Source organism: Stenotrophomonas sp. I18B00994, from assembly GCF_014145825.1.
Classification (GTDB): Bacteria; Pseudomonadota; Gammaproteobacteria; order Xanthomonadales; family Xanthomonadaceae; genus Stenotrophomonas; species Stenotrophomonas maltophilia.
The window spans coordinates 1-20253 of record NZ_JACIUW010000025.1 but is presented as its reverse complement, the minus strand read 5'-3'; the positions used below and the strand labels follow the sequence as shown (position 1 = coordinate 20253).

18 protein-coding genes and 1 pseudogene are annotated in these 20253 nt (G+C 68.3%); 12 read left to right on the top strand and 7 right to left on the bottom strand.

Annotated features, from left to right (window positions below; translation table 11 throughout):
- Positions 1-57: 57 nt before the first annotated feature.
- The gene (gene dtd, locus H4O10_RS19625; protein ID WP_005411180.1) at positions 58-498 is read right to left on the bottom strand and encodes a D-aminoacyl-tRNA deacylase; all 441 of its coding nucleotides are present in this window, start codon (positions 496-498) and stop codon (positions 58-60) included.
- A 61-nt stretch (positions 499-559) separates the two neighbouring features.
- Between dtd and H4O10_RS19620 the strand changes: the two genes are divergently transcribed.
- From H4O10_RS19620 to H4O10_RS19605, 4 genes are all read left to right on the top strand, one after another.
- The gene (locus tag H4O10_RS19620; RefSeq protein WP_012481359.1) at positions 560-1480 is read left to right on the top strand and encodes a lauroyl acyltransferase; all 921 of its coding nucleotides are present in this window, start codon (positions 560-562) and stop codon (positions 1478-1480) included.
- A 65-nt stretch (positions 1481-1545) separates the two neighbouring features.
- Positions 1546-2682, top strand: coding sequence for a GTP cyclohydrolase II RibA (gene ribA / locus H4O10_RS19615; RefSeq protein ID WP_012481360.1), 1137 nt, complete (start codon positions 1546-1548; stop codon positions 2680-2682).
- A 75-nt stretch (positions 2683-2757) separates the two neighbouring features.
- Positions 2758-3258 (top strand): PH domain-containing protein, encoded by a 501-nt coding sequence (locus H4O10_RS19610; RefSeq protein WP_005411183.1) that lies wholly within the window; start codon positions 2758-2760, stop codon positions 3256-3258.
- Positions 3255-4793, top strand: a complete 1539-nt coding sequence (locus tag H4O10_RS19605; protein ID WP_049453984.1) for a PH domain-containing protein — start codon at positions 3255-3257, stop codon at positions 4791-4793. Before H4O10_RS19610 ends, H4O10_RS19605 begins: the two co-directional genes overlap by 4 nt.
- Positions 4794-4907: 114 nt before the next feature.
- Here H4O10_RS19605 and H4O10_RS19600 read toward each other — a convergent pair whose 3' ends face one another.
- Positions 4908-5966, bottom strand: coding sequence for a CDP-glycerol glycerophosphotransferase family protein (locus H4O10_RS19600; RefSeq protein WP_012481363.1), 1059 nt, complete (start codon positions 5964-5966; stop codon positions 4908-4910).
- On the opposite strand from H4O10_RS19600, the gene H4O10_RS19595 reads away from it, so the two are divergent.
- Both H4O10_RS19595 and H4O10_RS19590 read left to right on the top strand, forming a co-directional pair.
- On the top strand, positions 5965-6783 hold the full coding sequence (locus H4O10_RS19595; protein ID WP_088470147.1) for a glycosyltransferase family 2 protein: 819 nt from the start codon (positions 5965-5967) through the stop codon (positions 6781-6783). The two genes, H4O10_RS19600 and H4O10_RS19595, sit on opposite strands and share 2 nt — an antisense overlap.
- Positions 6784-6826: 43 nt before the next feature.
- A complete protein-coding gene (locus H4O10_RS19590; protein ID WP_049452067.1) occupies positions 6827-7948 on the top strand; it encodes a glycosyltransferase family 4 protein in 1122 nt (373 codons plus the stop codon).
- Between the two features lie 18 nt (positions 7949-7966).
- Here H4O10_RS19590 and H4O10_RS19585 read toward each other — a convergent pair whose 3' ends face one another.
- From H4O10_RS19585 to def, 4 genes are all read right to left on the bottom strand, one after another.
- A complete protein-coding gene (locus H4O10_RS19585) occupies positions 7967-9688 on the bottom strand; it encodes a glycosyltransferase family 39 protein (RefSeq protein WP_033834008.1) in 1722 nt (573 codons plus the stop codon).
- A gap of 23 nt (positions 9689-9711) precedes the next feature.
- Positions 9712-11043 carry a 16S rRNA (cytosine(967)-C(5))-methyltransferase RsmB gene (gene rsmB / locus H4O10_RS19580; RefSeq protein ID WP_049452066.1) on the bottom strand — a complete coding sequence of 444 codons (1332 nt, stop codon included), beginning with the start codon at positions 11041-11043 and terminating at the stop codon, positions 9712-9714.
- A 3-nt stretch (positions 11044-11046) separates the two neighbouring features.
- Entirely contained in the window at positions 11047-11970 is a 924-nt protein-coding gene (gene fmt, locus H4O10_RS19575; RefSeq protein ID WP_024957899.1) for a methionyl-tRNA formyltransferase, read from the bottom strand.
- A gap of 120 nt (positions 11971-12090) precedes the next feature.
- Complete coding sequence (gene def, locus H4O10_RS19570; protein ID WP_005411192.1) at positions 12091-12603, bottom strand: peptide deformylase; 513 nt, start codon at positions 12601-12603, stop codon at positions 12091-12093.
- Positions 12604-12729: 126 nt separating this feature from the next.
- Between def and H4O10_RS19565 the strand changes: the two genes are divergently transcribed.
- The 6 genes from H4O10_RS19565 (at position 12730) to H4O10_RS19540 (ending at position 20131) form a co-directional block, all read left to right on the top strand.
- A complete protein-coding gene (locus tag H4O10_RS19565) occupies positions 12730-13863 on the top strand; it encodes a LysM peptidoglycan-binding domain-containing protein (RefSeq protein ID WP_005414604.1) in 1134 nt (377 codons plus the stop codon).
- Between the two features lie 163 nt (positions 13864-14026).
- Complete coding sequence (gene dprA, locus H4O10_RS19560; RefSeq protein WP_111118886.1) at positions 14027-15154, top strand: DNA-processing protein DprA; 1128 nt, start codon at positions 14027-14029, stop codon at positions 15152-15154.
- Positions 15155-15197: 43 nt separating this feature from the next.
- Entirely contained in the window at positions 15198-15671 is a 474-nt protein-coding gene (locus H4O10_RS19555; RefSeq protein WP_005411195.1) for a DUF494 family protein, read from the top strand.
- A gap of 39 nt (positions 15672-15710) precedes the next feature.
- Positions 15711-16469: a pilin gene (locus H4O10_RS22440; protein WP_005414606.1), complete on the top strand. Its 759-nt coding sequence runs from the start codon at positions 15711-15713 to the stop codon at positions 16467-16469.
- 49 nt (positions 16470-16518) lie between these two features.
- Positions 16519-17451, top strand: a complete 933-nt coding sequence (locus tag H4O10_RS19545; RefSeq protein WP_005411197.1) for an RDD family protein — start codon at positions 16519-16521, stop codon at positions 17449-17451.
- A 193-nt stretch (positions 17452-17644) separates the two neighbouring features.
- On the top strand, positions 17645-20131 hold the full coding sequence (locus H4O10_RS19540) for a DNA topoisomerase I (protein ID WP_049452064.1): 2487 nt from the start codon (positions 17645-17647) through the stop codon (positions 20129-20131).
- 11 nt (positions 20132-20142) lie between these two features.
- Here the strand turns inward: H4O10_RS19540 and H4O10_RS19535 are convergent.
- A pseudogene (locus tag H4O10_RS19535) lies at positions 20143-20253 on the bottom strand (IS110 family transposase); the annotation flags it as partial.

The following is a 20253-nucleotide window of genomic DNA, read 5'->3' as shown; positions in this document are numbered from 1 at the left end:
GGAACGTAGCATTATACCAGCCCGGGGCCCTGCCTGCCGGGCGGTGGTCCCGCAGGCTCAGGGCCGGAGAAGGAAGGTCACGGGACCGTCATTGACCAGGCTGACGACCATATGGGCACCAAATCGGCCCGTTTCCACCCCTGGCGCGTGATTTTCACGACAGATCTCAACAAAACGGTTGAACCCGCGTTCAGCCTCTTCCGGCGGCGCGGCCGTGGTGAAGCTCGGCCGCATGCCCGAACGGGTGTCGGCGGCCAGGGTGAACTGGCTGACCAGCAGCAGGCCGCCGCCGGTATCGCGCAGCGAGCGGTTCATCTTCCCGGCCTCGTCGGCGAATACCCGGTAGCCCAGCAGGCGCTCGGCCATCCGCCGCAACTGGGCCTCGGTATCGCCCGGCTCCATGCCGACTAGGGCCAACAGGCCAGGGCCGATCTGCCCCACGGCCTCATCGTCGACATGGACGGCAGCCTGGCTGACACGCTGGATCAGGACGAGCATCGTGGGCTTCCAATGAACAGGGCCGGCCACGATAGCAGCGCCCTTGGCTAAACTGGCGCCGATGAATCCGCAACGCAAAGCCCGGCTGGTCTACCGCGCCACCACCCTGTTCGCCCGCCTGCCCTGGCCGCTGCTGCGGGCGTTCGCGCGCGCCCTGGCGTGGGCGTGGATCGCCCTCGATGCCCGTGAGAGCCGCGTCACCCGGCGCAACCTGGAACTGGCCTACCCGGAGCTGGATGGCGCCGCGCGCGACCGCCTGCACCGTGATCTGCTGCGCTCCACCGCGCTGCAGGCCATCGAAACCCTGCGGCTGTGGAGCCAGGCGCCGGCCGACAACCTGCGCCTGCACCTGAAGCAGCGCCATGGCGAGGCCCTGTACGACGCCGCCCTGGCCAGCGGCAAGGGCGTGATCGTGGCCGCGCCGCACTTCGGCAACTGGGAGCTGCTGAACCAGTGGCTGGCCTCGCGCGGGCAGATCGCCATCGTCTACAAGCCGCCGGAGGACGAGGCCAGCGATGCCTTCCTGCAGCTGGTGCGCGGCGGCCAGAACGTACAGCAGGTGCGCGCCGAAGGCCCGGCCGTGCGCCAGCTGTTCAAGGTGCTCAAGGACGGCGGCGCCACCGGCATCCTGCCCGACCAGCAGCCCAAGGCCGGCGATGGCGTGTTCGTGCCGTTCTTCGGCGTGCAGGCGCTGACCATGACCCTGGTCAACCGGCTGGCCGAACGCACGGGTGCCACCGTGCTCTATGGCTGGTGCGAACGCATCGGGCCGGACATGGAGTTCGCCCTGCACATCGAGCCGACCGACCCGGCGGTGGCCGATCCGGACCCGCTGGTGGCGGCCACTGCCCTCAACGCCGGCATCGAACGCATCGCCCGCCGCGACCCGGCGCAGTACCAGTGGACCTACAAGCGCTATACGCTGCGGCCACCGGGCAGTAGCGAGGAAGACCCGTACGCAACTGAGGAACACCCCCACTGACGGCCGCCTGCGACCACTGGCCGCACCACGTTGAATACGACGCCGGCGCCCCCATAGAGACTGCGATGTCCGCCTCCCCCGGTCCTGCCATGCCTGCTGCTTCTTCCCTGTTCGGCGATCCGGCCGCGATCCGCTGCGAACGCGCGGTGGCCGAACTGCGCGCCGGTCGCCCGGTGCTGCTCCACGATGGCCAGGGCCAGCGCCTGGCGGTGATCGCGCTGGACAGCGCCACGACCAGCAGCTTCGCCGCCTTCGCCGCTGCCGCCCGCGAGCGCCATTACCTGTTCCTGACCGCCACCCGCGCCCGCGTGCTCGGCGTGGAGGCACCACAGGGCGCGCGCCTGCCGCTGAGCGGCGTGGCCTTCGAGGCCCTGCCCTCGCTGGGCTACCTGCGCGAACCCGGGCCGATGCCCGAAAGCTGGAGCGCCGGCGACGCCTTCGATGCCGGCGCGGTGGAGCTTGCCCGCCTGGGTCTGCTGCTGCCAGCGATGGTCGCGGTGCGCCTGGACCTCGATGACCACACTTTCGACGGTGCGGCCGAGGTGGCCCTGTGCGACCTGGCCGAAGGCGCAGCACATGCGGCCCACGACTACGAACTGGTGGCGCGTTCGCCGGTTCCGCTGCGCGACGTCGGCATGACCACCTTTGCAGTCTTCCGCGGCGGCGTGGCGCAGCGCGACCAGGTCGCGATCATCGTCGGCGAGCCGGACCTGTCGGCAGTGGTGCCGGTACGCGTGCATTCTTCGTGCCTGACCGGCGATCTGTTCGGTTCACTCAAGTGCGACTGCGGCGACCAGCTGCGGCGTGGCCTGCGCAAGCTGAAGGACCTGGGCGGTGGCGTGCTGCTGTACCTGGACCAGGAAGGCCGCGGCACCGGCATCGCCGCCAAGATGCGCGCCTATGGCTATCAGCACGACGGCCTGGATACCATCGACGCCGATGCGCAGCTGGGCTTCGGTGCCGACGAGCGGCGCTACGGCAGCGCGGTGGCGATGCTGCGTGGCCTGGGCATTTCGCGCGTGGCGCTGCTCAGCAACAACCCGACCAAGGCACAGCGCCTGCGCAATGCCGGCATCGAAGTGCTGGACTGCATTCCGGTCACCGGCGAGATCACTGCCGAGAACGAGAACTACCTGCGCACCAAGGCCGACCGTGCCGGCCACCTGCTGGATGTCGATGCGCTGATCCAGGCTGCCCAGTAACGCAGCCGACCTGCTACCGTCTGCGCGGTGCGGCCACGGCCGCTACCGCCCGCCCTGCTGCCTGACGGAGCCCGCGTGACCGACGCCACGATTCCCGCACCACCCGCCACCGACTGGCAGTCACTGCCGCAACGTGCAGCCCGCCTGGCCGCACTGGAAGGTGCCTTTGGCGGCCTGTTCGTCCCGGGCCTGCCACTGGCGGCAGCGGCGTGGTTCTTCGATCTGCCCGGTGGCCTGTGGACCGCTGCAGCCGGGCTGCTGATGGGTGTGGCTTTTGGTGCGTGGCTGGGCCGTCGACGCCTGGTCCGCACCCGTTGGCGGCTGGACGCACAGGGCCTGGGCCTGCGCCGCGACCTCATGTGGCAGCTGGAGACGCGCATCCCGCTCTCGCGGGTGCAGCATCTCGATCTGCGCCGGGGCCCGCTGGAGCGCCGTGCCGGCCTGGCCACGCTGATCGTGCACACCGCAGGCACCCGCATGAGCGCGGTGACCGTGAGCGGCCTGGACGAGGCGGATGCGGAGCGCCTGCGCGACACCCTGTCCCACCAGCTCGACCAGGACGCCGACGCCCTGTGAGCCTGCCGCCGCCCCTGCCTGCACCGCCGCCCTCCGGTACCGAGGACCACCGCCTGCACCCGTGGTCGTGGCTGTTCGTGCTGCTGATGCAGCTGCGCCACTACTTCCTGCCACTGGTCGCGCTGCTGGTGTTCGGCCAGCGCGGCGACCGCGATCCGATGTGGGCGCAGCTGATTCCGCTGACGGCAATTGCCGCCCTGGTCCTGGTGTCGGTGATGCAGTACCTCAGCTACCGCTACCGCATCGGCAGCGATGCGATCACCGTGCGCAGTGGCCTGTTGGCGCGCAACCGCCGCGAGATCCCGTTCGCCCGCATCCACAACGTGGAAGTGCGGCAGAACCCGCTGCACCGCCTGTTCGGCGTGGCCGAGCTGCGCCTGGAATCGGCCGGCGGTGTGCGCCCTGAAGCGGAGATGCGGGTACTGAAGCTGGACCAGGCACTGGCGCTGGAACGGCTGGTCCGCCAACGCGGACAGACGCCGCAGGCCAACGACGCCGTCGATGCACCGCCCATTGCCGACGTCGACAGCGAACGCGTACTGCTGCGACTGTCCAGCTGGGACGTGGTGCGCATGGGCCTGCTCTCCAACCGCGGTTGGGCGCTGGCGGTGGCCGCGTTCGGCGTCCTGTTCCAGACCGTGCCACGGCCGGTGATGGACGATGCCATCCAGCGCGGCGGCCGCGAGGCCTTCGGCTATGCCAGCCACCTGCATCCCGGCGTGACCGGCGCGTTGCTGCTGGCGGCGGCGGCCCTGCTGCTGGGCTGGCTGGCGCTGCGCGTGCTGTCGGTGGTGCTGACCCTGTTGCGTTACCACGGCTTCACCCTCGTCGAGCAGGACCGCCGCCTGACGGTGTCGGCCGGGATGCTCAGCCGCACCCGCAGCAGCGTGGCACGTCGCCGCATCCAGGCCTGGACGCTGCGCGAAGGCACCCTGCCGCGCTGGTTCGGGCTGCGCCAGCTGCGCATCGACAGTGCCGCCGGTGGCCCTTCGCGTGATGAGGACCGCGCCCTGCGCGAACTGGCGCCGCTGGCAACCCGCGAGCATTGCACGCAACTGGTGCAGCACCTGCTCCCCCAGCTGCACTGGCCACCGGCGCAATGGCAGTCCATCCCGCAACGTGGCTGGTGGCGGCTGTGCCTGGGCGCGCTGCTGCTGGTGCCGCTGCTGGCCGCCGCCGCGTACTGGCGCTGGGGCCCATGGGGCCTGGTCGTGCTGGCCTGGCTGCCGGTCGCGTTGTTGGTCGCACACCGGCAGATGGCACGCATGGGCTGGTATCTGGACGAGCACTATGTGGCCGTGCGCGGCGGCTGGTGGAAACGCTGGTGGCGCTGGGCCGAGCTGGACAAGGTGCAGGGCCTGCGCCTGCAGCGTTCACCGCTGGACAAGGTGCTGGGCACCAGCAGCCTGCAACTGGATACCGCCGGTGCGCATGGCGACGTGGCACTCACGCTGCACCATCTGCCGCAGGCACAGGCACAGCAGGCGATGGATCAACTGGCGGCCGCGCTGGCGCGGCGCAAACTGCGCTGGTGATGCGGGGTCGGATCCCGGCCTGAATCAGGTAGTGCCGGCCGCTGGCCGGCAACTGCACATCCCCCAGTTTGCCGGCCAGCGGCCGGCACTACCGCGAGCAGGGTCAGCGAGGCATCATCGCTGCGAGGGGCCCCAATAGCCCAGGTCCCTTCGGATCTGCAGATCGCGCACCCAGCTGCCGAGAGGCTTGCGGCGCAGCGCACCCATTTCACCGGACAGGAAATCCTCGGTGGCCGCGATTACCCGCTCGCTGGACAGGCCGTCGCGGTACGGATGGATGGCATCGGCGTAACGCACGATTTCCGCCTGCAGCGCGGCGTCCGGATGCAGCGCGCGCTGCAGCATCGCCGGCAGCTGTGCCGGGTCGTCGAAATCAATCATGTGCGGCTTCGGCACGCGGTTGCGGAAGGTCACCACCGGCTTGTGCTGGACGATGAACTCCGAAACGATCGACGAGGTGTCCGACACCAGCACATCGGCGGCGCGCTGCGCGGCCATCACCTGCTCCGGCTCGATGAAGCGGGCATTGGCACCGGCCAGCGCGCGGTAGCGCTCGAACAGTTCCGGCGGACATTTGGGATGCAGGGTCAGCAGCCAGTAGCGCCCACCGGCAGCGATATCGGCGGCGATCTGCGCATGCAGGTGCGGTGCCGCACTCAGCCGCTCGGTGAAGGTGGAACCAAACAGGATCACCGGGCGATCGCCGGCCGGCGCGCGCAGTGCGGCGCTCTCGCCACCGTCATCGCGGAACAGCGGGTCCAGCTTCGGCCAGCCGGTCTCGGCCACCGCGAAGTGGCCCTGCTGGGCCGCGATCTCGCGGAACGGTGTGGTGGTGGCCGGCCCCTGCGTGCAGTACAGGTCGAACATGCCGCGCACCCGGAAGTGGCCGCGCGCGCTGTCGCGCTTTTCCACGTTGAAGCCATGGAACAGCTGCACCTTGGCCCCCGAAAGGAAAGTCGGCACCCAGTTGGCCGCGCTGAACACCGCCCGCGGGCGCATTGCCAGGGCCTGCTTCAGGCCGACGTTGGCCACCCCCGGCAGGCTGCTGCCGGCCGCGCCGCCTTCGAACCAGGCCGCAACCTCCTGCCCGGACGCGTGCAACGCCTGCGCCAACGGGGCGAGAATAGGCAGCGCATAGCGCTCCGTCGCAAACAACAGGTACCCGGCCATCATGTCCTCCACGACCGCTCCCATCGAACGGCCTCGCATCTCGGCGTGCATTATCGCGTTCAACGAGGCCGGGCGCATCGGCGACTGCCTGGCCTCGCTGACCTTCTGCGATGAGATCGTGGTGGTGGACTCGCAGTCCACCGATGCGACCGTGGCCATCGCTGAGGCTGCCGGTGCCCGCGTGCTGCAGCGTCGGTTCGAGGGCTTCCGCAGCCAGAAGGCGTTCTGCGTCGAGCAGGCCAGCCACGACTGGGTACTGTGTTTGGATGCCGACGAGCGCATCAGCCCCGAGCTGCGTGCGGCCATCGAACAGGCCCGTGACGGCGGCTTCGCCGGCCACGCCGGCTACCGCTTCGCCCGCCTGTCCGAATACTTTGGCAGGTTCCTGCGCCACGGCAATGCCTACCCGGACCGGGTGATGCGCCTGTTCGACCGCCGCCAGGGCGGCTGGCGCGGCAAGCGAGAGATCCACGAGGCGGCCAGCGTCGATGGCAGCGTCGGCACCCTGCGCGGCGATCTCATCCACTATCCCTATCGATCGTTGCAGCAGCAGCTGGCCAAGACCGAGAAGTATGCGCGGATGATGGCCGAGCACGAGTTCGCGCGTGGCAAGCGCGCCACGCTGGGCAAGCTGGTGCTGGCGCCGGCCTGGCGGTTCTGGCGTGGCTTCCTGTTCCGCGGCGGCTTCCGCGACGGCTGGCACGGCCTGGTCTATGCCTATGTGCGTGCCAACTACGTACGGCAGAAGACCATCATGCTGTGGATGCTGGGCAACGGCCAGGCGGTGGCCGATCCTCCAGCCCCTGTGGAACGGCCCTGAGCCGGCTGTGTCACACTTGCCGCGCGTTGCCTGAAGATCCCCCATGAAAATCCTGTACACCAACTTCCACTATGGCGACGGTGGCGGCCACACCACGTACATCGTGTCCCTGGCGCGCGCCCTGCATGGCCAGCACACGCTCCATGTCGCAGCCCCCGCCGACAGCCGCCTGCTGCGCACGGTGGCCGAGGAAGGAATCGCCACCCCGCTGCCGATGGCCTTTGGCAGCGGCCTGCCGACCTTGCCACGACAACTGGCCGAACAGCATGCGCTGCGCCGGCTGGTGCGGGACGAGGGCATCGACCTGGTCCACGTCAACGGTGCTCGTGATCACCGCTTCGTGATGCAGGGACTGCTCGGCATGCGCCGCCCGCCGATCATCCTGACCAAGCACAACAGCAAGCCCACCCGTACGCTTGGCAATGCCTTCAGGGCCCGCTGGGCCACCGACCGCGTGATTGCGGTTTCGGCACACACCGGGCGCCTGCTGGAGCAGGGCCCGTACCGGCGCTGCCCGATCGATGTGGTCCGCAACGGCGTCGACCTGGACCGCTTCGCGCCGCTGCCGGCCGACGCCGGCCAGGCAATGCGGCAGCAATGGACGCAGGACCCGGATGCGCTGCTGCTGGTCAGCAACGCCGGCACCGATGACTACAAGGGCTGGATCGACCTTGCGCAGGCCATTGCCCTGCTCCCCGACGCGATCCGGCCGCACGTACACATGGCGGTCGCAGGTCACCTGCCCAACGCGCAGCAACGCGCGCAGGTGCAGGCCCTCGGCGATGTCGCCACGCAGGTCCACTTCACCGGACTGCTGGCCGATACGCGCCCACTGATCGCCGCCGGCGACGTCGGCTTCGTGCTGTCCAACGACATCGAAACAATTTCCTTCGCCTGCCGCGAAATGATGGCCAGCGCCAGGCCGATGCTGGTCAGCGACTACGCGGGGCTGCCGGAAAACATCGAGCAGGGAGTCGACGGCTGGGTCGTGCCCACCCGCAACGTGGCCGCCATCGCCGCACAGGTGCAGGCGATGTATGAACAACGCCAGGCGCTGTCGGCGATGGGCATGGCCGCCCGCCGCCATGCAGAGCGTGAGTTCGGCCTGCAGACCTTCGCCGGGGCGACCCTGGCCAGCTATCACGCCGCCTTGGCCAGCACCTGAGCCACATTGCCCGAACGCTCAATCGGTAAGGCCGGGCCCCTGCAGGCGGCGCTCGTGCTCGAGTTCCGCCGCCGACGGCCGGCAGGTGCCGGCGACCGCGTCGGCAGGCACCAGCCACCAGCGGCGACGATTGGAAATGCCCGCCATTTCGGCCTGCGCACGGTCAATGCAGGCCTGCATCGCATCTTCGTTCACCAGCAGCCAGCGGTGCTGCGGAACCAGCCGCTGCCAGCGCACGGCCGCCTGCAGCTGTTCATGCCAGCGGTTCTCGAATCCAAAGGTCGCCGCGCGGCGGTCCGCCATCAGCAGATTCTGTTCCTTCCAGGCCACCAGCCCCAGTTCCGCGCCTGGCCCGAGACGCGCGCCGACGTCACGCATCAGACCACGCGCAGAGCTTGAATCATTCAGCAACGGGTAGCCGAACAGGCCGTAGAGCACCCAGGCCACGGCCAGGGTCGATAGCAGCGCCAGGTGGCTTCGACGCCAGCCGGTCACCACCAGGCTCAAGCCACCCCAGAGCCCCATCGCCAGGATCGTCCACGCCAGTGCATCGGTCGCGCCGGGCGGCAATCCGCGTCCATGGGCAAGGTTCACCTCGAAGCGCGGATCACCCAGCAACGCGAGCGCCCCGACCAGGCTCAATCCCAGTGCCAGCAACGCGGCAAACCCTCCCAGCACGCGCTGCACATCGCGCCGCTTCAGCAGCCCGGGCAGCAGCGGCGCCAGCGCCAGGCAGAACATCGGCAGCGCCGGCAGGATGTAGACATCACGCTTGCCCTGGGGAATCGAGAAGAACAGCACGACCAGCAACCACCAGGCCAGCGGCAGCAGGTAGCGTGGATCGCGGCGGCACAGGCGCCGCCGCCACGCCGGGATCGCCCATGGCAGCGCCAGGAACGCGGGTATCCACATCGTTGGCATGACACCGAAGAAGTACCACCACGGCTGGTGATGGTCCCAGGACTGCGTGTAGCGGCGGGCCGTCTGCCGCACCAGGATGTCGTTGATGTAGCCGCGGTACTCGTCCGATCCGGTGCCCAGCGCGGCCAGCAGCATCGGCGCCAGCCACAGCGATATCGCCAGCAGGAAGGCCAGCGGTGCCAGCCAGAAGCGGCCATCGCGTGCGTGCAGGGAAACGCGGGGCCACTGCAGGGCTGCAGCGATGGCCGCCGGCACGATCATCAGCAGCGCCAGCATGCCCACGCCCTTGGTGATCACCCCGATACCGGCAAAGAACCAGCCCAGCCACCACCAGCGCCAGGCCGGGCCCAGCAGCAGGTGGCGCAGCAGGCCATAGTTGGCCAGGGTGATGAACAGCACCAGCAGCGGATCGATCTGCGCCTTTTTCGCCTGGAAGGTGAACTGCAGCGCGAACAGCAGTGCCCACCCTGCGCAGAGCCCGACCTGCCGCGTCCACAGCCGGCGCCCCAGATCGACCACGCACCACAGCGTGCCCAATGCGGCCAGCAGCGAGGGCAGCAGGAAGGCCACGCGCCAGTGGCCAACCAGGCCATACAGCGAGGCCTGCCACCACATCAGCATCGGCGGCTTGTCCGAATACAGCTCGGTACCGCGATGCGGGAACAACCAGTAACCGCTGTCGACCATCTGCCTGGCCACCAGCGCGAAGCGTGGTTCGTCAGAGGGCCACGGATCGCGGAGACCGAGCCCGGCCCCCAGCACCAGCAGGGCCACCACCACGAACAACCACGTCTGGCGCGACGCGTGGGTCTTCAGCATGGGACTCGAAACGGCAGCGGGGGTCAGGCTGCTTTTATCAGACGCGCGTAGAAGAAACCGTCAGCATCGTTGTCACCAGGCAGTCGCTGGCGTGCCACGCCTTCGCAATCCACGCCGAACGCATCGCCCAGCGGCTGCGCCACCGCGTCCGGATGCCACTTCAGGAACGCACGCACCTGATCGATGTTCTCGGCGCGCAGGATCGAGCAGGTGGCGTACAGCAGCACGCCGCCGGGGCGCAGCATCGACCAGCAGGCTTCCAGCAGGCGCGCCTGCACGCCCACCAGTGCATCGACGTCCTCGGCGCGACGGTGGAACATCACATCCGGCTGGCGGCGGATCACGCCCGTGGCCGAACATGGCGCATCCAGCAGGATCGCGTCGAACGGCACGCCGTCCCACCACGAACCGGGATCGCTGGCATCGGCGACCAGGGTCTGCACATGCTCGCCCACACCGGTGCGGGTGTAAGTGTCACGTGCCCGGGCCAGACGGCGCGCGTCGATATCCAGCGCCAGCAGGCGCAGGCTCGGATCACGCTCCAGCAGATGCGCCGATTTGCCGCCGGGTGCCGCGCAGGCATCCAGCACGCGGGCACCGGTCACGGGTGCCAACGCATCGGCCGCGCATTGTGCCGACAGGTCCTGCACCGACAGTGCACCATCGCCGAAGCCCGGCAGCTGGTTCACAGCAACGGGGGTCGCCAGGCGCAACGCATCGGCGCACAGTGCAGTGGCTTCAGCGGCAATGCCGGCCTCGGCCAGCGTCGCCAGGGCCTTGTCGCGACCGCCGTGCTGGCGGTTGGCACGCAGCCACAAGGGCGCGGGTTGCAGGCTGGCGCTGAAGATCGCTTCGGCCTGCGCCGGCCAGTCGCGTTCGATCGCATCAGCCAACCATTCCGGGAAAGCGTCGCGCGCAGGCTGCTCGGGGAACCCCTCGCGCTGGGCGCGGCGCAGGATCGCGTTGACCAGTCCTGCCTGGCGCTCACGGCCCAGCGCGCGCGCCGCATCGACCGTAGCCGAAAGCGCTGCGTGCGCAGGCAGTTCGAGCACGTCCAGCTGGGCGAAACCGACCATCAGCAGCGTGCGCAGGTCGGCATCGCGCGCCGACAGCGGCTTCTGCATCCAGGCCTGCAAGGCCGCGTCATAGGTGCTGCGACGGCGCAGCACAGCGAAACACAGGGCTTCCAGCAGCGCGCGGTCGCGGCTGTCGGCCAGCTTCGGCAGCGCCCAGGCCAGTTCGGCCTTCAGCGAACGGCCACGGGTGAACACCTGTGCCAGCACGCGTGCGGCCAGCATGCGCGTGGCCGCGCCCGGTGCCGCCTTGGCGACGGAGAAATCGTTCTGCTTGGACACCGCTTATGCCCCCACGCGCAGGTCGCGGCGAGCGTTGAGGTAATCGGCAGCGGTGATCGCCTTGCCGCCTTCACGCTGCAGCACGCGCAGGCGCAGCGCGCCCTGGCCACAGGCAATGTCGATGCCGTCGCGGCCGGCGGCCAGCACGGTGCCCGGCGCCTGGCCGTGGTCTGCCTCCAGTGCCACCGCACCATGGATGCGCACGCGTTCGCCAGCCAGCGTTGCCTCGGCGATCGGCCACGGATTGAACGCGCGCACGGTACGCGCCAGCGCGTCGGCGTCCTGCGCCCAGTCCAGCCTGGCTTCGGCCTTGTCCAGCTTGTGCGCGTACGTCACGCCCTGTTCCGGCTGCGGTCGCGCGATCGGCTTGATGCCCGCGCGCAGCAGGCCCAGGCCATCGGACAACACCTGGGCACCAAGCTCGGCCAGCTTGTCGTGCAGCTGGCCGCCGGTATCGGTGGCGGCGATCGGCAGCTCCTGGTGCAGCAGCACCGGGCCGGTATCCAGGCCAGCCTCCATCTGCATCAGGCACACCCCGGTCTTCGCGTCACCAGCCTGGATCGCACGCTGGATCGGCGCAGCGCCGCGCCAGCGCGGCAGCAGCGAGGCATGCACGTTCCAGCAACCATGGGTCGGGATGGCCAGTACTGCCTTGGGCAGGATCAGGCCATAGGCCACCACCACCATCAGGTCCGGCTGCAGGTCGCGCAACTGCTGCTGGGCGGCCGCGTCCTTCAGCGACTCCGGCTGGTAGACCGGAATGCCACGGGCCACGGCTTCGAGCTTGACCGGCGAAGGCGCCAGGCCACGGCCTCGGCCGGCCGGGCGATCAGGCTGGGTATAGACGGCCACGACCTCATGGTGGCGCGCAGCCGCGCGCAGCGACGACACCGCGAATTCCGGCGTACCGGCAAAGACAATCCTCATGGCTACCCCACTTGCAGGATGGATTCGTGCAGGAAAGAAAACGGCGCCGTCGGCCGGCGCCGTAGAGCCCGCGCGAGCCGCGCAGGCACGGGCCACCCGAAGGGTGGCCCGGATTGGCGATCACGCCACGTGCTTGCGCTGCTTGGCCAGCTTCTTGCGCACCATCTCGCGCTTGAGCGGCGACAGATAGTCGATGAACAGCTTGCCGTCCAGGTGATCCATCTCGTGCTGGATGCAGGTGGCCAGCACGTCACCAGCCTCCATCTGCTGTTCCTGGCCGTTGCGATCCAGGTACTTCACGGTGATGGTGTCGGCACGGGTCACGTCGGCGAAGATGCCCGGAACCGACAGGCAGCCCTCCTGGTACACCCGGCCCCCGTCCTTGGCGACGATTTCCGGATTGATGAACACATGCGGTTCATTCTTTTCTTCGCTGACGTCGATGACCATGAAGCGCTTGTGCACGTCCACCTGGGTGGCGGCCAGGCCGATGCCCGGGGCGTCGTACATGGTCAGGAACATGTTGTCGATCAGTTCCTGGAAGGCCGGCGTGGTGACTTCGGCAGCTTCGATCAACGCGGCCTTGGTACGCAGGCGCGGATCGGGGAACTCGAGAATGGGGAGAAGGGCCATGGCTGTTTCCGGATAGGGGGCCGGCACGCCGGCATACGTCGCAGATTCTAGCTCCAACGCTTGCCTTGCGCCCCGGTTTCTGGACTATAGTGCGCGGACCTGTTGGGGAATCAGGGCTTCACACCTATGTTGCTTCGTTTTCGTACGGTCGTCGCCGCGGCGATGCTGACCGTGGCTGCCTATGCTACCGCCGTGGAAGTGAATGGCGGGCACCCGGACACCTATGTGGTCCGAAAAGGGGATACGTTGTGGGATATCGCCGCACGTTTCCTGCAGAAGCCGTGGCTGTGGCCGGAGATCTGGCAGGCCAATCCGCAGATCGCCAATCCGCACCTGATCTATCCCGGTGACGTCCTGAGCCTGGCCTACCTGGACCGGGTGACCGTGGCGGCCCGGCCCGGCCCGCGCCAGGAGGCCCCGATCGACGCCATTCCGCTGGCCCAGGTCGAGCCGTTCCTGAAGCAGCTGAGCGTAGTCGACAGCATCGAGCAGCTGCCCTACGTGGCCGGCCTGGAAGAGGAACGCCTGCGCGCCACCAGCGGCCACGCCGTCTATGTGCGCCTGGCCGACGCCCAGGTGGGCCAGCGCTGGGCGGTTGTCCGCCCGACCGTGCGCTACGCCCAGCCCAAGCCGACCGAGGACCTGACCGCCAACGGCGACGTCACCCCGGGCAGCGGCAACCTGTGGCGCGCCTACAGCGCACCCAACCATCGCCGCGGCGTGCTCGGCTATGAGCTGGCCCAGGTCGCCACCGGCACCATCACCCATGTCGCCGGAGGCAAGGTCGAGGCGTCCACCCTGGTACTGGACAAGAACGAAGGCGGCCGCGAGGTGCGTGCCGGCGACCGCCTGGTGCCGATCGAGGCCAGGCCGTACGACCTGCAGTTCGTGCCCCATGTCCCCGCCGCAGGCGTCGAGGGCGTCGACGTACGCGTGCTGGCCGTCACCGACATGTTCACCGCCGGCGGCCCCCGCGACGTGATCGCGATCTCGGCTGGTCGCACGCAGGGCGTGGACAATGGAACCGTGTTCTCGCTGTGGCGCCCGGGCCGCCATGTGGCGCACCGCATGAAGTACCCGAACTCGTCGCGCACGGACGATTCGCTCAGCACCGGCGCCGGCCGGGTCTCGCTGCCGGACGAGTACGCGGCGCATGCCATGGTGTTCCGCACCTTCGACAATGTCAGCTACGCGCTGGTGATGCAGGGCGTGAAGCCGGTGCGCGTGGGGTACAACGCGCTGCACCCGGACGCGCGGTAGTCGACTGACAGTCGACTGCTCTTCACCGCCCCCCGAAAGCGCCCGCGCTGCGCGCGGTAGTCGAGTGACAGTCGACTCTACAGGGGCGGTCTCCGGCAAAGTCTGACAGCCACATGCGAAGGCGCCCTAGGGCGCCTTTGTTGCATGCGCTCGATAGTGGGGAATGACCAAGCAAGCTGATGAGGCGCTGCTGCGCCTGGTGATGGCAGGCGGCGCGCTGGCGCCACGGCGGACCCTGCTGCAGGCCGCGGGCAGCGCGGAGACCGCGATCGCGCAGGGCGCCGCGAACTGGCGCGCGCACGGTTGCACGCCAGAGCAGTGCGCTGCACTGGAACACCCCGACGCCCGCGCCTGGACCGTGGCACGGCACTGGCTGGAAGACGACGACCACCATCTGCTGTCCTTCGCCGATGCGGCCTTTCCGCCGCCCCTGCTGGACGTCCCGAACCCGCCACTGGCGCTGTTCGTGGCGGGCGATCCGAGCCTGGCCTGGCGGCCCTCGGTGGCGCTGGTCGGCAGCCGCTCGCCAACCCCGGGAGGACGCGCGCTGGCCGCGCGCTTTGCCGGCTGCTTCGTCGAGGCCGGACTGGCCGTAACCAGTGGCCTGGCGGCCGGCATCGACGCGGCCGCCCACCTGGCCACACTGGAGGCAGGCGGCTGCACCGTGGCGGTGATCGGAACCGGCCCTGATCGGGCCTATCCGAACAGCCACCAACGGTTGCAGGGGCGGATCGCCGCCGAGGGCGCGGTGCTCAGCGAGTACCTGCCCGGCACACCGGCACGCCCGGGCCACTTCCCCAGGCGCAACCGCCTGGTGGCCGGGCTGGCGCTGGCGACGGTGGTGGTCGAGGCCGCGCAACGCTCCGGCGCCCTGATCACCGCACGGCTGGCTGCCGAGGCGGGCCGTGAAGTCTGTGCCCTGCCCGGCTCGGTACTCAACCCACGCGCAGCGGGCTGCCACCGGCTGATCCGTGAAGGGGCCGCACTGGTCGAGCGCCCCGAGGAAGTGCTGGAACTGCTGGCCCCTGCCCTTCGCCAGCAGCTGCCGGGCTTGCAATCACGGCTGGGCACCCCCACTGAACAGGCACCGCCGGCGCTCCTGCCGGCGCGCTGGGCCGACGACCCTGACTACCAGTGCTTGTGGCGGGCCCTGGACCACGACCCAAGCAGTATGGATTCACTGATCACACGCTGTGCATTGACGGCGCCCCAGGTGTCCTCCATGCTGCTGGCCATGGAACTGGCGGGAATCGTGGTGTGCGTACACGGCCGCTACTGTCGAACTCCCTAGTTTCTTCACCTCCACAGCGTCGCGCGACGCAGGCCGAGGGGCAATGAAAGAGAGCATCCTGGACGTACTGCTGTACCTGTTTGAACACTATTTCAGCGAAGACGCGGACCTGATCCGTGACCGCGATTCGCTCCAGAACGGCCTGATCCAGGCCGGTTTCAGCCCAACCGAGATCAACAAGGCGTTCGACTGGCTCGACGCCCTGGCCGCGCAGCGGCCGAGCGTGGCCCAGGCACGGGTCGACGGCCCCGTGCGCGTCTACCACGGCCCCGAGCTGGACAAGCTGGACGTGGAATGCCGCGGCTTCCTGCTGTACCTGGAACAGCACGGCATCCTCGACGCCGACCAGCGCGAGCTGGTGCTGGACCGGGCGATGGCCCTGGACCAGGACGAACTGGACCTGGACGACCTGAAGTGGGTCGTACTGATGGTGCTGTTCAACCAGCCTGGCTCCGAAGCGGCCTATGCCTGGATGGAGACGCAGATGTTCATGGACGAGCCAGAACCCCTGCACTGACCGTACACTTGGGGGCATAGCGCATTCAGGAGCGTCCCCGTGAGCGAGTGGTTCCATGCAGAAGGCAACCGGCAGCAAGGTCCGCTGCCGGCGGAACAATTGGTCGAGCTGTTCCGCAACAACCAGATCACCCTGGACACCCTGGTGTGGCGCGACGGACTGCCGCAATGGCAGCCGTTGCGCACCGTCGTGGACGAACTCGGCCTGATCGTGCCGGCGCTGGACGCCGCCGTACCGCCGGTCGAACCCGAACCGGAACCGGAACCCGTCGCACCGCCTCCGCCGCAGCCGCCGGTACTGCCGGCGTCCACGCCCTACGCCGCCAGTGCATCGGCCACCGTCCTGCCGGCACCGAAAAAGAAGCTGTCCGGCTGTGCGCTGACCGCCATCATCGGTGGTGCCCTGTTGCTGGTACTGGTCCCGATCGTGGCCATCCTGGCCGCCATCGCGCTGCCGGCCTACAACGACTACACCGTGCGCAGCAAAGTCGCCGGCGCCGTGGCCGCGCTGCAGCCGCTGAAGGACCAGGTGCAGCATTTCGCCGATGACGAAGGCCGCTGCCCGGGTGCCAATGACGCCGGCTTCCCGGCCCCGGGCGACTTCGCCAACGCGGGCCTGTCGGCGGTGAACATCGGCCGCTTCAACAACGGTCACTGCGGTATCGAAGCAACGCTGGCGGTACCAGGCAAGGGCATCGACGGCGACCTGCTGTGGCTGGAATACGATCGCGACAGCGGCCGCTGGGAATGCAGTGGCGAAAGCAACGACAAGTACCTGCCGCCGACGTGCCGCGGCTGAGCCACGCGCACGCCAGCACCTCCAAGGATGATTCAACAGGGAACATGCAATGACTGAGTGGTACTACGCCGAAGGACAGCAACGCCAGGGCCCGCTGCCGGTCCAGGAGATCCGCCAGCGCTTCCAGCGCGGCCAGTTGAACCTGGACACCCTGGTCTGGCGCGAGGGCATGGCCCAGTGGGCTGCACTGCGCCAGGTGGTCGACGAGCTCGGCCTGCAGACGCTGGCCGATGCCAGTACGGCCACCAGCAGCGGCGGGTTCGACCTGCGCAGCGACTATGCCGCCATCGACAGCGGCACCGCACCGCTGCCCGGCACCGGCGCGCTCAGCAGCTCGCCATACAGCGCTCCAGCCGCCGTCGGCAGCGGTGGCCACGCACAGCCTGTGGTTGGCGGTGAAGTGGTCTACGCAGGCTTCTGGAAGCGCGTGGCGGCCTACATGATCGACTACTTCGTGCTGGTCATCCCCGGCAGCATCATCGGGGCCATCCTCGGTGCGATCCTGGGCGCCAGCATGGGCGCGGTGGGCAGTGGCGAATCGGCCATCGAGATCGTGGCCCAGCTGGCCAGTGCCCTGATCAACCTCTGCATCGGCATGGCGTACTACACCTGGTTCCATGCCTCGAAGGGCGGCGCCACGCTGGGCAAGATGGCGGTCGGCATCAAGGTCGTTCGCGGCAACGGCGAGCGCCTGACCAAGGCCCGCGCGTTCGGTCGTTACTGGGCCATGCTGCTGAGCAGCTTCACCCTCGGCATCGGCTTCCTGATGGCGGCCTTCACCGAGCGCAAGCAGGGCCTGCACGACATGATCTGCGACACTCTGGTGGTCGACCGCTGGGCCTACACCGACCAACCCCACCTGCAGCGCCGCGAGCTGGGCACCGTCACCGTGCTGGTACTGGTGTTGACCGCAGTACTGTCGCTGGTGGGCCTGGCGCTGCTGGTGTTCGCGGTCGGCTTCATCGCCAAGATGGCCTCCTGAACGGCCATCCTCACGGCTGGCTGCTTGACACGGGCTGGCCGGGCGTGATTCCTCTAATAAGGTGAAACCTGAACGCCCGGCACATTACCGGGCGTTCAGTTTATGGATTTGCGCGTGGCCGCTTCACTAATGCGGCCATTTGCTCCACCCTAGCGGCCCCTTCCCCACGGTTCGCCCCACAGACCCTGCTGCCATGCCCAAGCACCTGCTCATCGTCGAATCGCCGGCCAAGGCCAAGACGATCAACAAATACCTCGGCAAGGACTACACCGTCCTGGCCTCGTATGGGCATGTGCGTGACCTGATTCCGAAGGAAGGCGCGGTCGACCCGGACAACGGGTTCGCCATGCACTATGACGTGATCGACAAGAACGAGAAGCACGTCGATGCGATCGCCAAGGCCGCCAAGGGCGCCGACGACATCCTGCTGGCGACCGACCCGGATCGCGAGGGTGAAGCGATCAGCTGGCATATCGCCGAGATCCTGAAGGAACGCGGGCTGGTCAAGGACAAGCCGATGCAGCGCGTGGTGTTCACCGAGATCACCCCGCGCGCCATCAAGGAAGCCATCAGCCAGCCGCGCGCGATCGCCAGCGACCTGGTCGATGCCCAGCAGGCGCGCCGCGCGCTGGATTACCTGGTCGGGTTCAACCTGTCGCCGGTGCTGTGGCGCAAGGTCCAGCGCGGCCTGTCCGCCGGCCGCGTGCAGAGCCCGGCGCTGCGCATGATCGTCGAGCGCGAGGAAGAGATCGAAGCCTTCATCGCCCGCGAGTACTGGTCGATCGCCGCCGAGTGCGCGCACCCGTCGCAGCACTTCAACGCCAAGCTGATCAAGCTGGACGGGCAGAAGTTCGAGCAGTTCACCATCACCGATGGCGACACCGCTGAAGCGGCGCGGATGCGCATCCAGCAGGCCGCGCAGGGCTCGCTGCACGTCACCGACGTGGCCAGCAAGGAGCGCAAGCGCCGCCCGGCGCCGCCGTTCACCACCTCCACCCTGCAGCAGGAAGCCTCGCGCAAGCTCGGCTTCACCACCCGCAAGACCATGCAGGTGGCGCAGAAGCTGTATGAAGGCGTGGCGATTGGTGACGAAGGCACCGTCGGCCTGATCTCGTATATGCGTACCGACTCGGTGAACCTGTCGCAGGATGCGCTGGCCGAGATCCGCGACGTGATCGCCCGTGACTACGGCATCGCCTCGCTGCCCGACCAGCCCAACACCTACCAGACCAAGTCGAAGAACGCCCAGGAAGCGCACGAAGCGGTACGCCCGACCTCGGCCCTGCGCACCCCGGCCCAGGTCGCACGCTTCCTCACCGACGACGAGCGCCGCCTGTACGAGCTGATCTGGAAGCGTGCAGTGGCCTGCCAGATGATTCCGGCCACGCTCAACACGGTCAGCGTCGACCTGTCGGCCGGCAGCGAACACGTGTTCCGTGCCAGCGGCACCACCGTGGTCGTGCCCGGCTTCCTGGCCGTGTACGAGGAAGGCAAGGACAACAAGAGTGCCGAGGACGAGGACGAAGGCCGCAAGCTGCCGGCGATGAAGCCCGGCGACCGCGTGCCGCTGGAACGCATCCAGGCCGAACAGCATTTCACCCAGCCGCCGCCGCGCTACACCGAAGCGGCGCTGGTGAAGGCGCTGGAAGAGTACGGCATCGGCCGTCCCTCGACCTACGCCTCGATCATCCAGACCCTGTTGTTCCGCAAGTACGTGGAAATGGAAGGGCGCAGCTTCCGCCCGTCCGATGTGGGCCGCGCGGTTTCCAAGTTCCTGTCCAGCCACTTCACCCAGTACGTGGATTACGACTTCACCGCCAAGCTTGAAGACGAGCTCGATGCCGTCTCGCGTGGCGAAGAAGACTGGATCCCGCTGATGTCGCGCTTCTGGGAACCGTTCAAGGAACTGGTCGAAGACAAGAAGGAATCGGTCGACCGCGCGGAGGCCAGTGGCGCGCGCGAGCTCGGCACCGACCCCAAGACCGGCAAGCCGGTCAGCGTGCGGTTGGGCCGTTTCGGGCCTTATGCCGCCATCGGCAGCACCGCCGAAGATGCCGAGGAGAAGCCGAAGTTCGCTTCGCTGCGCCCTGGCCAGTCGATGCACACCATTTCCCTGGAAGACGCGCTGGAGCTGTTCCTGATGCCGCGCGCACTGGGCGAGGACAACGGCGAGCCGGTCAGCGTCGGCATCGGCCGCTTCGGCCCGTTCGCCAAGCGCGGCAGCACCTATGCCTCGCTGAAGAAGGAGGACGACCCGTACACCATCGACCTGGCGCGCGCCGTGTTCCTGATCGAAGAGAAGGAAGAGATCGCGCGCAACCGGATCATCAAGGAGTTCGAGGGCAGCGACATCCAGGTGTTGAACGGCCGCTTCGGCCCGTACATCAGCGACGGCAGGATGAACGGCAAGATCCCCAAGGATCGCGAACCGGCGTCGCTGACCCTGGCTGAAGTGCAGCAGTTGATGGAAGAAACCGGCAAGCCGGTGCGCAAGGGCTTCGGTGCCAAGAAGGCCGCCGCGAAGAAAGCCCCGGCCAAGAAGGCGGCAGTGAAGAAGGAAGCGGCGCCGAAGAAGGCCGCTGCAAAGAAAGCGCCTGCCAAGAAGGCCACGGCCAAGAAAGCAGTAAAGAAGGCCGCCGCGAAGAAGGCCCCGGCGAAGAAGGCCGCCGCAAAGAAGTAGCAACTGTCTTGTCAGGGGCAGCCGAGGGCCACCTCGGCGTCTCGCTTACGGGCGTTGAGGATCACCAGCATTTTGCGCATGACCGCCACGAGCGCCACCTTGCTCGCTTTGCCCTTGGCCTT

What these genes read in the sequence shown, in the direction of transcription:
- H4O10_RS19600 (WP_012481363.1), bottom strand. Translation starts at nt 5,966, where the DNA reads ATGATGGCCGGGTACCTGTTGTTTGCGACGGAGCGCTATGCGCTGCCT.
- dtd (WP_005411180.1), bottom strand. Translation starts at nt 498, where the DNA reads ATGCTCGTCCTGATCCAGCGTGTCAGCCAGGCTGCCGTCCATGTCGAC.
- H4O10_RS19540 (WP_049452064.1), top strand. Translation starts at nt 17,645, where the DNA reads ATGCCCAAGCACCTGCTCATCGTCGAATCGCCGGCCAAGGCCAAGACG.
- H4O10_RS19590 (WP_049452067.1), top strand. Translation starts at nt 6,827, where the DNA reads ATGAAAATCCTGTACACCAACTTCCACTATGGCGACGGTGGCGGCCAC.
- ribA (WP_012481360.1), top strand. Translation starts at nt 1,546, where the DNA reads ATGTCCGCCTCCCCCGGTCCTGCCATGCCTGCTGCTTCTTCCCTGTTC.
- H4O10_RS19545 (WP_005411197.1), top strand. Translation starts at nt 16,519, where the DNA reads ATGACTGAGTGGTACTACGCCGAAGGACAGCAACGCCAGGGCCCGCTG.
- H4O10_RS19565 (WP_005414604.1), top strand. Translation starts at nt 12,730, where the DNA reads ATGTTGCTTCGTTTTCGTACGGTCGTCGCCGCGGCGATGCTGACCGTG.
- def (WP_005411192.1), bottom strand. Translation starts at nt 12,603, where the DNA reads ATGGCCCTTCTCCCCATTCTCGAGTTCCCCGATCCGCGCCTGCGTACC.
- fmt (WP_024957899.1), bottom strand. Translation starts at nt 11,970, where the DNA reads ATGAGGATTGTCTTTGCCGGTACGCCGGAATTCGCGGTGTCGTCGCTG.
- H4O10_RS19585 (WP_033834008.1), bottom strand. Translation starts at nt 9,688, where the DNA reads ATGCTGAAGACCCACGCGTCGCGCCAGACGTGGTTGTTCGTGGTGGTG.
- H4O10_RS19620 (WP_012481359.1), top strand. Translation starts at nt 560, where the DNA reads ATGAATCCGCAACGCAAAGCCCGGCTGGTCTACCGCGCCACCACCCTG.
- H4O10_RS19555 (WP_005411195.1), top strand. Translation starts at nt 15,198, where the DNA reads ATGAAAGAGAGCATCCTGGACGTACTGCTGTACCTGTTTGAACACTAT.
- dprA (WP_111118886.1), top strand. Translation starts at nt 14,027, where the DNA reads ATGACCAAGCAAGCTGATGAGGCGCTGCTGCGCCTGGTGATGGCAGGC.
- H4O10_RS19595 (WP_088470147.1), top strand. Translation starts at nt 5,965, where the DNA reads ATGTCCTCCACGACCGCTCCCATCGAACGGCCTCGCATCTCGGCGTGC.